13 protein-coding genes, 1 tRNA gene, 1 rRNA gene, 1 other RNA gene and 2 other annotated features are annotated in these 15523 nt (G+C 32.8%); all 16 genes read left to right on the top strand.

All coding sequences use genetic code 11. From position 1 onward, the window contains the following. Nucleotides 1–3: 3 nt before the first annotated feature. The 16 genes from hydG to BS101_RS21595 all read left to right on the top strand — a co-directional run bounded on the left by hydG (nt 4) and on the right by BS101_RS21595 (nt 15464). Nucleotides 4–1431: a [FeFe] hydrogenase H-cluster radical SAM maturase HydG gene (hydG, locus tag BS101_RS21675; protein ID WP_073540945.1), complete on the top strand. Its 1428-nt coding sequence runs from the start codon at nt 4–6 to the stop codon at nt 1429–1431. A 218-nt stretch (nt 1432–1649) separates the two neighbouring features. Beyond that, nucleotides 1650–1739 (top strand) — tRNA-Ser (locus tag BS101_RS21670). An 11-nt stretch (nt 1740–1750) separates the two neighbouring features. Then, an RNA gene (gene ffs, locus BS101_RS21665) (signal recognition particle sRNA large type) lies at nt 1751–2016 on the top strand. Between the two features lie 104 nt (nt 2017–2120). Continuing rightward, nucleotides 2121–3782: a DNA polymerase III subunit gamma/tau gene (dnaX, locus tag BS101_RS21660; protein WP_073540943.1), complete on the top strand. Its 1662-nt coding sequence runs from the start codon at nt 2121–2123 to the stop codon at nt 3780–3782. Between the two features lie 80 nt (nt 3783–3862). Beyond that, nucleotides 3863–4207, top strand: coding sequence for a YbaB/EbfC family nucleoid-associated protein (locus tag BS101_RS21655; protein WP_073540941.1), 345 nt, complete (start codon nt 3863–3865; stop codon nt 4205–4207). Between the two features lie 49 nt (nt 4208–4256). Next, on the top strand, nt 4257–4853 hold the full coding sequence (recR, locus tag BS101_RS21650; RefSeq protein WP_012104138.1) for a recombination mediator RecR: 597 nt from the start codon (nt 4257–4259) through the stop codon (nt 4851–4853). Nucleotides 4854–4928: 75 nt separating this feature from the next. After that, nucleotides 4929–5216 carry a DUF2508 family protein gene (locus tag BS101_RS21645; RefSeq protein WP_073540939.1) on the top strand — a complete coding sequence of 96 codons (288 nt, stop codon included), beginning with the start codon at nt 4929–4931 and terminating at the stop codon, nt 5214–5216. 126 nt (nt 5217–5342) lie between these two features. After that, the gene (locus BS101_RS21640; protein WP_073540937.1) at nt 5343–5600 is read left to right on the top strand and encodes a pro-sigmaK processing inhibitor BofA family protein; all 258 of its coding nucleotides are present in this window, start codon (nt 5343–5345) and stop codon (nt 5598–5600) included. 364 nt (nt 5601–5964) lie between these two features. Continuing rightward, the gene (gene sfsA / locus BS101_RS21635) at nt 5965–6657 is read left to right on the top strand and encodes a DNA/RNA nuclease SfsA (RefSeq protein WP_073540935.1); all 693 of its coding nucleotides are present in this window, start codon (nt 5965–5967) and stop codon (nt 6655–6657) included. A 143-nt stretch (nt 6658–6800) separates the two neighbouring features. Continuing rightward, on the top strand, nt 6801–7319 hold the full coding sequence (locus BS101_RS21630; RefSeq protein WP_073540933.1) for an NAD(+) diphosphatase: 519 nt from the start codon (nt 6801–6803) through the stop codon (nt 7317–7319). A 56-nt stretch (nt 7320–7375) separates the two neighbouring features. Beyond that, on the top strand, nt 7376–8065 hold the full coding sequence (locus BS101_RS21625; protein WP_073540931.1) for a hydrolase: 690 nt from the start codon (nt 7376–7378) through the stop codon (nt 8063–8065). Between the two features lie 85 nt (nt 8066–8150). Further along, the gene (locus BS101_RS21620; RefSeq protein WP_073540929.1) at nt 8151–8933 is read left to right on the top strand and encodes an EFR1 family ferrodoxin; all 783 of its coding nucleotides are present in this window, start codon (nt 8151–8153) and stop codon (nt 8931–8933) included. Nucleotides 8934–9277: 344 nt separating this feature from the next. Next, nucleotides 9278–9476, top strand: a binding site (T-box leader). Between the two features lie 34 nt (nt 9477–9510). Then, nucleotides 9511–9712 (top strand) — a binding site (T-box leader). A gap of 97 nt (nt 9713–9809) precedes the next feature. Continuing rightward, a complete protein-coding gene (locus tag BS101_RS21610; RefSeq protein ID WP_073540925.1) occupies nt 9810–10880 on the top strand; it encodes a pyridoxal-phosphate-dependent aminotransferase family protein in 1071 nt (356 codons plus the stop codon). 19 nt (nt 10881–10899) lie between these two features. Then, nucleotides 10900–11832 (top strand): D-2-hydroxyacid dehydrogenase, encoded by a 933-nt coding sequence (locus tag BS101_RS21605; protein ID WP_073540923.1) that lies wholly within the window; start codon nt 10900–10902, stop codon nt 11830–11832. A gap of 22 nt (nt 11833–11854) precedes the next feature. Next, nucleotides 11855–13102, top strand: a complete 1248-nt coding sequence (locus BS101_RS21600; protein ID WP_073540921.1) for a DUF1015 domain-containing protein — start codon at nt 11855–11857, stop codon at nt 13100–13102. Nucleotides 13103–13951: 849 nt separating this feature from the next. Continuing rightward, nucleotides 13952–15464 (top strand): 16S ribosomal RNA (locus BS101_RS21595). Nucleotides 15465–15523 lie beyond the last annotated feature (59 nt).

Here is a 15523-nt window from a genome sequence, read left to right as displayed (position 1 = left end):
AATATGTATAATGTAAAATCAATGGATTCTAATGAATTCATCGAGGATGGAGAGGTTTTACAATCAATTAATGAGGCCCAAAAACTTGTTAAAGACAAAAATGAAATTAATAGGATTTTATCTAAAGCAAAAGAGTATAAAGGACTTACCCATAGAGAAGCAGCTGTTTTGCTAGAGATTGATGATAAGGAAACTCTTGAAAAAATGTATAAGATTGCGAAAGAAGTCAAGGAAAAAATTTATGGCAGGAGAATTGTATTGTTTGCACCACTTTATCTATCAAGTTATTGTGTGAATAACTGTAAATATTGTGGATATAGGTGTGCAAATAAAATTGGCAGACATCAGCTTTCACAGGATGAACTAAGGGAAGAGGTTAAGGCATTGGAAGCTATGGGACATAAAAGACTCCTTCTTGAGGCAGGTGAGGATGATGAAAAATGTCCAATTGAATATATTTTAGAGTGTATAAAGACCATTTATAATGAAAAATTCGAAAATGGTGCTATTAGGAGAGTAAATGTAGATATTGCTGCTACAACTGAAGAAAATTATAAAAAATTAAAAGACGTAGGAATAGGAACATATATTTTATTTCAAGAAACATACCACAAACCTACCTACCTTGATATGCATTTTGGACCAAAGCATAATTATGAATGGCACACAGAAGCTATGGATAGGGCAATGGGAGGCGGCGGCATTGATGATGTAGGAATTGGCCCTCTATATGGCCTATATGATTACCACTATGAAACAGTAGCTCTTTTAATGCATGCTGAACATCTAGAAGCAGTTCATGGAGTTGGGCCACATACAATTTCCTTTCCTAGACTTTTACCAGCAGAAGGTGTGGATTATAGTAATTTTCCTTATTTAGTAAAGGATAAAGATTTTAAAAAAGTAGTTGCAACTATTCGACTTGCAGTTCCTTATACGGGAATGATTCTTTCTACCAGAGAAAGTATTGAGTTCCGTAAGGAGCTTTTAGAGGTTGGCATTTCTCAGATGAGTGCAGGTTCTTGTGTAGGGGTGGGAGGATATGCTAAAAGAAAAACTATAGATGATCATGGAATTGAAGAAAAGCCGCAGTTTAATTTGGCAGATCATAGAAAACCTATTGATGTGATTAAAGGACTTGTAAAGGATGGATATGTGCCAAGCTATTGTACGGCCTGTTATCGTGCAGGCAGAACAGGAGATAGGTTTATGCCCCTAGCCAAGTCTGGTAATATAGGTAATTATTGCCTACCAAATGCACTATTAACTTTTGAGGAATATTTAAAAGATTATGCAGATGATGAATTAAAAGACATAGGTCAGAAAATGATCGATAATGAAATTAAAAATGTTCCAAATGAAAATCAGCGTGAAAAAGCTGTGAATTATCTTAATCGTATTAGAAATGGGGAAAGGGATTTAAGGTTCTAAAATAATTAAATATCTTTTCAACAATGGTAAATTAAAGACTGGGAAATCCTAAGAGATATCTCAGTTTTTATTTTTACAATATGGATGTTAAATTTATAAAAATAAATCTTAATTACACTATTGAAATTATATAATTTTAATAGTATAATATTGATTGTTCTGTTGAAGTATTTAGTTTTAAATTAAATACCTAATTTATTTTCATGAGTAAACTTTGTGGAGAGATGTCCGAGCGGTTGAAGGAGCACGCCTGGAAAGCGTGTGTAGGGGAAACTCTACCGGGGGTTCGAATCCCCCTCTCTCCGCCATTTTAACTTTGTCGTGCTAGATGGGGAGTTAGCGGTGCCCTGTAACCTGCAATCCGCTATAGCAGGGTTGAATTCCTAGCTTAGACTTTAAAATGTGAGGTCTGACCCATAAAAGTGGCGTTGAGAGCTTGGTCCCACGCAACAAAAACTCATGAACCCCGTCAGGTCCGGAAGGAAGCAGCGGTAAGTGAATATTTTTGTGTGCCGTGGATAAACCTGGTTTGAGTTAACTGTATGGGTAACGCTTGTGTTTTATTAGACGAAGCAAGGTGCACGACTTTAATAATTTGCATTTAAAGATACCATGAGGTATCTTTTTTATTATATAAAATTATATATTTTTAAACATAATATTAGATTTATAAATAAGAAGGTGATGATATGTCTTATACTACCCTATATAGAGAGTGGAGACCTAAAAATTTCACAGATGTAGTAGGTCAGAATCATATAACTGTTACGTTAAAAAATCAAATACTAAATAATAGAGTAGCTCATGCTTATTTATTTTCTGGAACTAGAGGTACGGGAAAAACTTCAATGGCAAAAATACTGGCAAAGGCAGTAAATTGTTTAAATGTTCAACAAGGAGAACCCTGTAATGAATGCGAAATGTGCAAAAAGATAAGTCAAGGTATTTCAATGGATGTAATTGAAATGGATACAGCATCTAAAAGAAGGCTTGAAGATATAAAAGATGTAATAGAAAATGTAAAGTATCCACCACAGGAAGGTAAGTATAAGGTGTATATAATGGACGAAGTACATATGCTTACTCAAGAAGCTGTAAATGCATTCTTAAAAACTCTAGAGGAACCCCCTTTAAATGTAATTTTCATACTTGCAACTACAGATCCACAAAAGCTTCCTGTAACCATACTTTCCAGGTGCCAGAAATTTGATTTCAGAAGAATAAAAAGCTCAGAGATATTTAATAGACTTAGAGTTATAGTTAATGAAGAGGGAATATTTGCAGACGATAGAAGTTTAAATTTGATATCAAGGATATGTGATGGAGCTATGAGAGATGCGCTAAGTGTATTGGATCAGGCCATATCTATGGGAAATGGAAAAGTTGAATATAATAGTGTTATTGATATGCTGGGGTTAGTTACAAATGAAAATTTATTTCATCTTACGGACAGCATAATAGAAAAAAATGTAGAACTATCTATGAAGGTAATTGATGATATAGTTTTAAGTGGAAAAGATATATATAATTTTATTAAAGAAATGATAGTACATTTGAGAAATTTATTGATGGTAAAGGTATCTAATAATCCAGAAGAGGTTTTAGATATATCAGAGGAGAATATAGAACTTTTAAAAGAGCAGGCACAGAAAATACGTGTAGAAGAAATAATGAGACATATAAATATATTTCAGGATGCCGAGGAGCAATCTAAATGGGTTAAACAGAGTAGAATTTATCTAGAACTCGCAGTAATAAAAATGTGCAAGATAGAGTATGATACATCCAAAGAGATAATGCTTTCTAGGCTAAATAAATTGGAAGAAGCTTTTAAACAAGGGGGAATGAAAGTTTTTCATGAGAAAATACCTTCTAAAGAATTAGGAATATCTAGGGATATAATTAAGAAAGATATCATAATTGGGGAAGTCAACCGTCATGATAATAGAGAAAAAAATTTGATAAGTAAGGGAACACAATCTATAATAGAAGAGAATATGTATTCAAAAATTACATTAGATATAGTAAAAAAAAGATGGAAAGATATACTTGAATTATTTAAGAGTAGACATTACATGGTATTATTTGCAGCACTTACTACAGGTAAAATAGTAAATTGTGAAAAGGGAATAATAACTATAGAGTATGATAAGAATTATGCCTTTCATAAACAGAGACTGGAAAAACAAGAAAATATAAAGATAGTAGAACAGATATTTTCAGAAATACTAAAAGAAAAAGTTACAGTTAAATATTCTATAGAGAATGATACACAAGACAATAGTCCCTCAAGGGAACAACTTTTAAAAGATACTTTTGGAGAAGATGTAGTAGAAATACTTGATGAATAATATATGTGAAACGCAAACAGGATTTCATAGAAATATGATATAATTAAATGGATATTACTTAATTGAGGAGGAAATATGCTATGGCAAGAGGAGGATTCCCTAACTTTGGTGGCGGGGGAAATATGAATAATTTAATGAAACAGGCTCAAAAGTTTCAAAAACAGATGGAGGATATGCAATCAGAGCTTGAAAATAAAGAGTTTTCTGCTACTGCCGGTGGAGAAGCCATAACAGTAGTAGTAAATGGAAAGAAACAAATAGTAAGTATAAAGATAAAACCAGAGGTTGTTGATCCAGAAGATATAGAAATGCTTGAGGATCTGGTATTAACTGCATGTAACCAGGCATTAAAAAATGCGGAAGATCAAACTGCTTCTGAAATGAAGAAGTTAACTGGTGGACTTAATATTCCAGGAATGTTTTAAATTTACAACCCCATCTTAAAAGATGGGGCTTTATAATTGAGGTGATGTTATGGATTTTTATCCTGTTGCTATCGAAAAATTAATAGAAGAGTTTGCAAAACTTCCAGGAATAGGACGTAAAACAGCCCAGAGACTTACATTACATGTATTGAATTTACCTGCAGATGAGGTAAGAGAATTTGCCAAAGCTTTAGTTAAGGCAAGAGGTACTATAAAGTATTGTTCTATTTGTGGAAATTTTACAGATTCTGACCCTTGTGCCATATGTTCAAATCCTAATAGAGATAAAAGTATAATTTGTGTAATTGAAGAACCTAAAGATATAATGTCCATGGAGAGAATAAAAGAATATAATGGAGTTTATCATGTATTACATGGTAATATATCACCTATGGCAGGAAGAGGACCTGAAGATATAAAACTTAGAGAACTTATAAGAAGAATAAATGGTGATGTGAATGAAGTTATAGTAGCTACTAATCCTAATGTAGAGGGAGAAGCTACAGCTATGTATATATCTAAAATACTAAAACACCTTGGAGTAAAAGTTACCAGGATAGCTCATGGCATTCCAGTAGGAGGAAATTTAGAATATGCAGATGAGGTTACACTATTGAAGGCACTGGAAGGTAGAACAGAAATATAAGTAAAATTTGTATATTATATATAGTTTATGTTAATTATTAAAATAATGTATAAACTTTAGGAGGTTTTATGTTCTATGAATAAGTATAGTGTAGTTCAGTATTTACTGAGAAAAGGTTCAAAGTACACACCGAAGCAGAAAAAATTGTTAAAGGATATAGAAATGGCCAGGCAAGAATTAGAGCGATGTAGAATATATTTTGATACTGTAAAAGATCCTCATCTGGTGGATTATGCTATATATATGGAAGAAGCAGCAAAAGCAAAATATATGTATCTATTAAATGAAATGAGAAGGAATAAAATTAAATTAAAATATAAAAATATATCTAAGAACTTAGATAATACTAGAAAGTTATCTTAAAAAATAAAAAATTTAGACTTATTTCTTTTGTATTAATATTTTTTTACTGTTAGAATATAAATTAAGTGGTAATTTATAATTAAGCAGATAATTATACTAATAGTGGGTTATATGGGAGGAATAAGTATGGTTGAATATATAGGATATTTTTTAATTGCTATAGTGGGATTATATGTTATTGTAAAAGTATTTTCATGGCCTATAAAAATATTATTTAAACTCATTATAAATGCAGTGCTTGGCGTGGTGCTTTTAGTAATTGTAAATTTAATAGGAAGTTACTTTGGATTTAGTATAGGAATTAATGCCGTTACTGCGCTTATTGCAGGTTTTCTTGGGATACCAGGGGTAATATTTCTTATAATATTTAAATTGTTTTTTTAAAAATTTTAGTGTATGAAATCTTCATCTTTTTACTTTCTAGATGAAGTTTTTTTATTATCAAGTGATTCAGAGGTTCAGGTGGAGTTTGTTTGTAAGGAATACACATCGTTATCTGAACTTTATTAACAGTATTCTTAGTGTCTTTAGCACTTAGAATACATTATCCTTTAGGGAAAGAAATTATCCAGGGGCGTAGCAGTGCTTATCCTTCACTTTGAAGAAGATGGGGGTGTCGCAATGGCAGCCTTCGGATAAAAACTTATTCATAAAAATATAACAAAAATAAATTGTATGTTGTATATAAGAATCTGGTATGATCTAAATATATAAATTAAATAAATTTAGTTTTACTGGAGTTGGTAGGTTGATATTTCATAAAAATATAGTAAAAGCTGAATTTATTAGAAGACCTAATAGATTTCAAGCTTATGTAAAGTTGAATGGTTCAGAGATAATGGTCCATGTACCCAACACAGGAAGATGCAGAGAAATACTTCTTCCAAAAGCTACAATATTATTAAGAGAAGAAAATGGCGTCAATAGGAAGACTAAATACGATTTGATAGCTGGATATAAAGAAAATAAATTAATAAATATAGATTCACAGATTCCAAATAAAGTTGTAGAAGAGGCATTAGAAAATAGAAAGATAAGTTATTTTACCAAATATAATAAAATAGAGAGAGAAAAGACTTTTGGAAATAGCAGATTTGATTTTAAACTTTCGGGAGATGAAAATTTAAAATGTTATGTTGAGGTAAAGGGGGTTACCTTAGAAAAAAAAGGAGTGGCTATGTTTCCAGATGCACCCACAGAAAGAGGAAGAAAGCATTTGTTAGAATTAATAGAAGTAAAAAAATCTGGAATGGATGCAGCAGTGTTGTTTTTGATTCAAATGAAAGATGTTAAATATTTTAGACCTCATGATGAAATGGATAAAAAATTTGGAGAAGCTTTGAGACATGCAAAGGAGAATTATGTTCAGGTAATTGCCTATGATTGTGATGTAGGTGAAAATTTTATAATTTTAAAAGATGAAATAAAGGTACAATTATAATAAGTTGCATATATAGATATTAAATTTATTTTTTAATTTTGTATATGTAGTTTATAATATTAATATATTAATGTTTAAAATATGACATATAAAAATTTTATTAAAATCAAAGGGGGTGTAGCTGCTTTTATAGCAGCGTGTTTATGAAATTTATATATTGTCCTATGTGTGGAAGAAAATTAGAAGAAAAATACAGCTGGGACGAAGGGGGAGTGCCGTACTGTCCTGAGGACAAGATAATGTATTTTGATACTCCAAGACCCTGTGTAATGGTGGCGGTTGTAAAGGGAAATTATATATTATTATTAAAACAGAGTTATATATTTAAAAATTGCAGGGTTTTATTATCGGGATATGTTACAAATGGTGAAAATGTAGAACAAACTGTTCATAGAGAAGTATATGAGGAAGCTGGTATTAAAATAAAAGATTTAAAATATTTAGGAAGTGAATATGTAATTAACAATAAGAAAGAATTATTAATGCTTATGTTTATGGCCAACTATGGCAGTGGATATATAAAAAAATCTGCTGAAGTGGAGGAAGCTCATTGGATTCATGTAAAAGATGTCCTAAATGAAATGAAAGATAATGAAGTTGGAAAAAGAATAATAAGAAAAGTTTTAGAAGAAATAGAATATGCTGAAGAATTTATAAAATAGGTATTTTTAATACTGCAATAGGCTAATAGTTTGAAGAACAAAAAGGGGGAGAAAATATGGCTAAATATATACCCGAAATAAAAGGGATCCCTATAAGACATATGATTAAAGTACCTGAGGTTATTAGAGAAGCAAGTGGTATAAGAATATTTGGTAAAAGGTTAAAATCTTTTTTATTTACTACAGATGTAGCAGTTATAAAAAATAGCAATGCGGATGCAGTTATTGCAGTATATCCATTTACACCTCAGCCTCTTATAACTCAAGCAATTCTTTTATCTGCCGATATACCTGTATTTTGTGGGGTTGGCGGGAGAGCTGTGGCAGGAAGAAGAGTTACAAACTTAGCTTTAGATGCAGAATTTAAAGGGGCTATGGGAGTTGTTTTAAATAGCCCTACTCCAAATCAGGTTATAAGGCAGGTAAGAGATACCATAGATATACCTATAATAGTAACAATAGTATCAGAGTATGAGAATGTAAAAGAAAGAGTGGAAGCTGGAGTTACTATAATAAATGTATCGGGTGCTAAAGAAACTCCTAAAATAGTAAAAAAAATTAGAGATGAATATCCTAGTTTTCCTATAATAGCTACAGGTGGTCCAACAGAGGAAACCATAAAAGAAACTATTTTAGCAGGAGCTAATGCAATAGCATTTACTCCGCCTACATCAGCAGAGATTTTAAGCAAGATTATGGTTAGAAACAGACAAATATATGCCGAGGCAAATAAAAAATTTGATTAGAATAAAAATATATTATATTTAGAGAGGAATAATTTCTTTTGTATTTTGTAAGTTTAGTAAATATAAAAGTTAAGGTTATTATGGCATGAGAGGCATTTTATATTATTTTAGTGGCACCGGAAATACTAAATGGGTGGCAGATAGATTTAAAGAGAATTTTGAACCTTATAATATAGATGTAGATTTAATAGATATTCAATATATAGAAGATAAAGAAGTTAAAAAATGTGATTTTATAATTATAGGTTCACCAGTTCATGTAGAGTTTCCGCCTAAAGTTGTAAGGGATTTTTTAAATAAGCTTGATTCTTTAAAGGAAAGTAAAAGAGCTATAATATATTGTACACAAGCAGCTGAATCTTCTTCTGCATGTTGTTTTATGGCAAAATGTTTAAAGAAAAAGGGATATATTATTTCAGCACAGATTAGTGTGAAAATGCCAAATAACTATTATTTTTCTATAGGTAAAAAACCTACGAAAAATGAAATAGAAAATTTATTAATTAAAGCTGATAAAAAAACTAAAAATATAATAGAAAATTTCATAAAAAATAAAACTATTAAGGAAAATACTTTTTTTGTTAAGTTCCAGTTAGATAAAATAACGTATTGTGTGTTTAAAAATATGATTCCTAAATTATCTAAGAACATATATGCCACAAAAGAGTGTAATAAGTGTGGATTGTGCTTAAGAAATTGTCCACAGGGAAATATAACATTTGAAGGAGGACGTGCAATTTTTCATAGTAAATGTATCCTATGTCTTAGGTGTATACATATATGCCCTATAAATGCTATAAGATATAAAAATAAAAAAATAGATCAAACCCAAAAAAATATAATGAAAGTATTAAATTTGAATAAATAAAATTTAAAATTTAGACAATACTAAGGTTATAATATTTTGGGGAGTGAATTGAATGTTTTCATTGCAAAATAAAATGATTATTGCAGAGAATTGTAAAGAATATAGAGCTAAGAGCTATATGCTAGGTTTACAAACCAGTTATATTTCCAATGATTGTAGTAATTGTATAAACTTTTCTAACAATACATGCACAAAAAATCTATTTAATAAGATTGGAAAGATGATAAGTATTAATTAAAAAATGTCTAAAAATAAAAAGTATAATTTATTTTTAAAATAAGTATTGACATATATAAGAATACAACATATAATAAATAACAAATCTTAAAACTTAATGAATTAAATATCATTCTATGAAGAGAATAGTAACATAAGTTTAGGTAAAAGAGAGTCAGCGGCTGGTGGAAGCTGATGCCCACACTTTTGTGAATCCATCTTGGAGATTTACTGCGATGAGTAGTACGGAAAGTCCGTTATTTTAATGAGTGGATTATATTTTTATATAATCAATAAGGGTGGTAACGCGAGCCAATCGTCCCTAATGGGGTTTGATTGGCTTTTTTATATTAAAATTAAATATTATCCTATGAAGAGAATAGTAACATAAGTTCAGGTAAAAGAGAGTCAGTGGTTGGTGTAAACTGGTACCCATACTTTTGTGAATCCGCCTCGGAGGATTATTATGATGAATAATACGGAAAACCGTTATTTAAGTTGAGAGAATTATACATAAAAAGTATAATTAATAAGGGTGGCAACGCGAGTCAATCGTCCCTAAAGGGATGATTGACTCTTTTATTTTATACTTATATTGATTTTTGTATATTAATTATAGTGTTCATTTTAAGTAATTACGTAAATTTTGGAGGTACAAGTATGCATAAAAAATTATTTATTCCAGGACCTGTAGAAGTAAAAGAAGATGTGCTAAAAAAAATGTCTCAACCCATGATAGGGCATAGAACTAAAGAAGCTTCAGCATTGCAAAAGAGAATTAGTGATAAATTAAGAATTTTATTTAATACAAATGAAGAGATATTATTATCTACTAGTTCAGGAAGTGGACTGATGGAAGGCGCTGTAAGGACCTGTACAGCAAAGAGAGCAGCAGTTTTTTCAATAGGTGCTTTTGGAAAAAGATGGTATGAAATGGCTAAAAATAACAATGTGCCAGCAGATTTATATGAAGTGGAATGGGGAAAGGCCTTAGATGTAGAAAAGATTCATGGAGTATTAGATTCCAATAAATATGATGTAATTTGTATAACTCATAATGAAACTTCAACTGGTGTAATGAATCCTGTAGAGGAAATATCTGAAGTTGTAAAGAAATATCCAGAGGTTGTATGGTGTCTAGATACAGTTAGTTCTATGGGAGGTACTAAAATAGAAGTAGATGAACTTGGTGTAGATATATGTTTGACATCCAGTCAGAAAGCTTTAGGACTTCCTCCAGGGATAGCAGCTTGTTCCTTTTCAAAGAAAGCAGTAGAGAGAGCAAAAAAAGTAGAATTTAGAGGGTATTATTTGGATTTACTTTCACTTTATGATTATATACAGAAAAAAAATTATCAGTATCCTTCAACACCTTCTATTTCACATATGTTTGCTATGGATTATCAGTTGGATAAAATACTAGAAGAAGGATTGGAAAATAGATATAAAAGACATTTAGAGATGGCTGAATATGTTAGAAGCTGGGCTAGAGAATATTTTAGATTGTTCGCTGATGAAAGGTATCTTTCAAATACCCTTACTAATATTGAGAATATTAGAGATATAAGTGTAGCAGATTTGAATAAAGAACTAGGTGAAAGAGGATTTCAAATTTCCAATGGTTATGGGAAATTGAAAGAAAAGACATTTAGAATAGCTCATATGGCTGATTGTCATATTTCAGATATAAAGGAACTTTTAGAAAATATTAATTATATATTAAAATTATAGATTTTGGGAGGTTTTAATGATGATAAAGATATTAGTTAGTGATGGAATGGATAAAGAAGCTTTAAATAAACTTGTGGAAGACGGGTATGAAGTCATAGATAAACACTTTGATGAAGAAGAATTAAAAGGTAAAATAAAAGAGTTTGATGTTATAATAGTGAGATCTGCTACTAAAATAAGAAAACCACTCATAGATGCAGCTAAAGACGGAAAATTAAAGCTTATAATAAGAGGAGGAGTAGGAGTAGATAATATCGATGTAGATTATGCACTTCAAAATGGAATAGTTGTTAAGAATACTCCAAATGCCAGTGCTGCTTCAGTGGCAGAGTTAACACTTGCGCATATGTTTGCTATATCAAGATATGTAAATATTTCTAATGTGACTATGAGAAATAATGAATGGCATAAAAGCCAATACAAAGGAGTAGAATTATATGGTAAAACCTTGGGAATTGTAGGTTTTGGAAGGATTGCAAAAGAAGTTGCCAAAAGAGCAAATGCATTAGGGATGAAAATAATATATACAGATAAACTTGGAATGGCAAAGGGATATAATAATTATGAATTTTGTGAATTTAAAGATTTATTGAAAAGAGCAGATTATATAACATTCCACATTCCGTTTAGTAAAGACCAGAAAGCTTTAATAGGAGAAGAAGAATTTAATATCATGAAAGATGGAGTATATATAATAAATTGTGCAAGAGGCGGAATAATAGATGAGAAGGCCTTGATAAATGCATTAGATTGTGGTAAAGTTGCGGGGGCTGGAATAGATGTATTCGAAAATGAACCTAGCCCCTGTGAGGAGCTTCTAAATAATGATAGAGTATCAGCAACACCTCACATAGGAGCATCAACTTGTGAAGCTCAAAAGAGAATAGGCATGGAAATAGTGAATATAGTAGAACAATATTATCTTGATAAAAATTTAATTAATGTATGTTAATATACTATAAAAGGAGAAAGAAATGATAACTTTAAAGTCATTTAAAGCACTAAGACCCAGAGCGGATATAGTTCAAAAGGTTGCTGAACTTCCCTATGATGTTATGAATAGCAAAGAGGCAAAAGAAATTGCAAAAGGTAATAAATATTCTTTTCTACATGTGGATAAATCAGAAATTGATTTAGATGAAAATATAAACTTATATGATAGGGAAGTTTATATAAAAGCTAATGAAAATTTACAAAGTATGATAGACAGTAAGGTATTAATACAAGATGAAAAGGAAAATCTATATATTTATAGGTTAATTATGAATGGAAAAAGTCAGATTGGTATAGTAGCATGTACATCTATAGATGATTATATTAATAATAAGATTAAAAAACATGAGCATACGAGAAAAGATAAGGAACAAGATAGAATAAATCACGTAGATTTTTGTGATGCAAATACGGGACCTATATTTTTAACTTATAAATATAACGATAAAATTGATAATCTGATAAATACCTGGATACAAAAAGATCCTGTTTATGATTTTACAGCAGAGGATGGAGTTAAGAATACTGTATGGGTTGTGGATGATGAGGAAACAATAAATAATATTTGTGATTTATTTAAAAATGTAGATAGTTTATATATAGCAGATGGTCATCATAGGGCAGCTTCAGCAGTAAAAGTAGGACTTAAAAGAAGAGAAGAAAATCCCAACTATTCAGGAAGTGAGGAATTTAATTTTTTTCTATCGGTAATTTTTCCACACTCACATTTAAATATTATAGATTACAATAGAATTGTCAAGGATTTGAATGGTCTTTCTAATGAAGAGTATATGAATAAAATTTTAGAGAAGTTTAATATAGATATATGTCAGAGCCAAGGGCCATATAAGCCTTCTTCTAAACATAATTATGGAATGTATTTAAATGGCAGGTGGTATAGACTCACTGCTAAAGAAGGAACTTATGATCCCCTTGATCCTGTTGAAAGATTAGATGTATCTATTCTTCAAAATAATTTGTTAAATCCAATTTTGGGGATAAAGGATCCTCGTACAGATAATAGAATCGATTTTGTAGGTGGGATAAGAGGGCTTAAGGAATTAGAGCATAGAATAGATGAGAAGAATACAGGTGTTGCATTTTCAATGTATCCTACTACATTGGAAGATTTAATGAATATTGCAGATGCTGGAGAAGTAATGCCTCCTAAATCTACTTGGTTTGAGCCAAAGCTTAGAAGTGGTCTGTTCATTCACAAGTTAAAATAATTACTTAATTAAATCAGTTATTGTATTCAGAGTATATATGCAAAGATATATAAATTTATTTTAAGGTAAATTTCTATATCTTTTAGTGTTTTTTGTAATATATCTGTATAAGCTAATGAATTTTTAAGTATTATATGGAGACTTGAAGTAGTAGGACTTTAATAAACATATCCTTGTGTATCTTTATGTAAAAGATGTAGAAATGAATAGAATATACAAGATATAATAAGGTAACCTTATAATTTTACCACAGAAATAAATTTTAATATGTAAGGCTGTGATATAATAACCTTCGTCATGTCGATAGTACCTGAAAGTAAGTAACTTCAACGGATTTAATTAATATAAAAAAATGTTAAAAAAGTGTTGACAAGGGGAAAATGAGATGATATACTATAAAAGCTGTCTGGGAAAACAGGCGGCAGTAAAGGTTAGATATGATCCTTGAAAATTAAACAGAATGAAGAAGATAGGTAAACTTATTTATTAAGAATAAACCAGCAATTCTTTTGAGCTGCGAGAGCAGTAGAGAGAGTAATTTCGTAATAAAGTATGTTTATCCGGTACTTTACTGGAAGAGATATACTAAAATTGCTAGTAGCGAGTACAGCGAGGAAAAGGCTGAATGAGGAGCGGAACTTACTTATGTAATTGAGCACCGGAATGAGGCATATGAGGTCGCTGGGCGAAGCTAATAGTGATTTTCAAAAAATTAATAATAACGAATAGTTCAAGGAAAGACTTGAGTGAGGAACAGAGTTTACTTTGGGTAAATGAGTACCGCAGCGAAAGGCTTGACGCAGAAATATGAAGTTAGTATTAATTTTTTAACAGAGTCAATGAAACTTTTAAATTAAGAGTTTGATCCTGGCTCAGGACGAACGCTGGCGGCGTGCCTAACACATGCAAGTCGAGCGAAGAAGTCCCTTCGGGGATGGATTAGCGGCGGACGGGTGAGTAACACGTGGGTAACCTGGCTCAAAGAGGGGGATAGCCTCCCGAAAGGGAGATTAATACCGCATAAAAGGTAAATATCGCATGGTAAATACCTTAAAGGAGAAATCCGCTTTGAGATGGGCCCGCGTCGCATTAGCTAGTTGGAGGGATAAAAGCCCCCCAAGGCGACGATGCGTAGCCGACCTGAGAGGGTGAACGGCCACATTGGAACTGAGATACGGTCCAGACTCCTACGGGAGGCAGCAGTGGGGAATATTGCACAATGGGGGAAACCCTGATGCAGCAACGCCGCGTGAGTGAAGAAGGTTTTCGGATCGTAAAGCTCTGTCATCCGGGACGATAATGACGGTACCGGAAGAGGAAGCCACGGCTAACTACGTGCCAGCAGCCGCGGTAATACGTAGGTGGCGAGCGTTGTCCGGAATTACTGGGCGTAAAGGGTGTGCAGGCGGATATTTAAGTGAGATGTGAAAGACCCGGGCTTAACCCGGGCAGTGCATTTCAAACTGGATATCTAGAGTGCAGGAGAGGAGAATGGAATTCCTAGTGTAGCGGTGAAATGCGTAGAGATTAGGAAGAACACCAGTGGCGAAGGCGATTCTCTGGACTGTAACTGACGCTGAGGCACGAAAGCGTGGGTAGCAAACAGGATTAGATACCCTGGTAGTCCACGCCGTAAACGATGAGTACTAGGTGTAGGGGGTATCGACCCCCCCTGTGCCGCAGTAAACACAATAAGTACTCCGCCTGGGAAGTACGATCGCAAGATTAAAACTCAAAGGAATTGACGGGGACCCGCACAAGCAGCGGAGCATGTGGTTTAATTCGAAGCAACGCGAAGAACCTTACCTGGACTTGACATCCCCTGAATAACTCGTAATGGAGGAAGCCCTTCGGGGCAGGGAGACAGGTGGTGCATGGTTGTCGTCAGCTCGTGTCGTGAGATGTTAGGTTAAGTCCTGCAACGAGCGCAACCCCTGTCGTTAGTTGCCATCACGTAAAGGTGGGCACCCTAACGAGACTGCCGCGGTTAACGTGGAGGAAGGTGGGGATGACGTCAAATCATCATGCCCCTTATGTCCAGGGCAACACACGTGCTACAATGGGCAGAACAGAGAGAAGCAATACCGCGAGGAGGAGCAAATCTCAAAAACTGCCCCCAGTTCGGATTGCAGGCTGAAACCCGCCTGCATGAAGTTGGAGTTGCTAGTAATCGCGAATCAGCATGTCGCGGTGAATACGTTCCCGGGTCTTGTACACACCGCCCGTCACACCATGAGAGCTGGCAACACCCGAAGTCCGTAGTCTAACCAAAAGGAGGACGCGGCCGAAGGTGGGGTTAGTGATTGGGGTGAAGTCGTAACAAGGTAGCCGTAGGAGAACCTGCGGCTGGATCACCTCCTTTCTAAGGAGTCGAAAGGCTGGGAAAAAACCTGCCTTAAAAGCTGGAATTTGAGATAAATA

The sequence above is a fragment of the Clostridium kluyveri genome (genome assembly GCF_001902295.1).
GTDB lineage: Bacteria > Bacillota > Clostridia > Clostridiales > Clostridiaceae > Clostridium_B > Clostridium_B kluyveri_B.
Note: the sequence above shows the minus strand (reverse complement) of the source record. Positions and strands in the feature narration are given on the sequence as shown.

Coding starts and splice junctions, on each gene's coding strand:
- hydG (WP_073540945.1), top strand. CDS start 4: ATGTATAATGTAAAATCAATGGATTCTAATGAATTCATCGAGGATGGA.
- dnaX (WP_073540943.1), top strand. CDS start 2,121: ATGTCTTATACTACCCTATATAGAGAGTGGAGACCTAAAAATTTCACA.
- BS101_RS21655 (WP_073540941.1), top strand. CDS start 3,863: ATGGCAAGAGGAGGATTCCCTAACTTTGGTGGCGGGGGAAATATGAAT.
- recR (WP_012104138.1), top strand. CDS start 4,257: ATGGATTTTTATCCTGTTGCTATCGAAAAATTAATAGAAGAGTTTGCA.
- BS101_RS21645 (WP_073540939.1), top strand. CDS start 4,929: ATGAATAAGTATAGTGTAGTTCAGTATTTACTGAGAAAAGGTTCAAAG.
- BS101_RS21640 (WP_073540937.1), top strand. CDS start 5,343: ATGGTTGAATATATAGGATATTTTTTAATTGCTATAGTGGGATTATAT.
- BS101_RS21630 (WP_073540933.1), top strand. CDS start 6,801: ATGAAATTTATATATTGTCCTATGTGTGGAAGAAAATTAGAAGAAAAA.
- BS101_RS21625 (WP_073540931.1), top strand. CDS start 7,376: ATGGCTAAATATATACCCGAAATAAAAGGGATCCCTATAAGACATATG.
- BS101_RS21620 (WP_073540929.1), top strand. CDS start 8,151: ATGAGAGGCATTTTATATTATTTTAGTGGCACCGGAAATACTAAATGG.
- BS101_RS21610 (WP_073540925.1), top strand. CDS start 9,810: ATGCATAAAAAATTATTTATTCCAGGACCTGTAGAAGTAAAAGAAGAT.
- BS101_RS21605 (WP_073540923.1), top strand. CDS start 10,900: ATGATAAAGATATTAGTTAGTGATGGAATGGATAAAGAAGCTTTAAAT.
- BS101_RS21600 (WP_073540921.1), top strand. CDS start 11,855: ATGATAACTTTAAAGTCATTTAAAGCACTAAGACCCAGAGCGGATATA.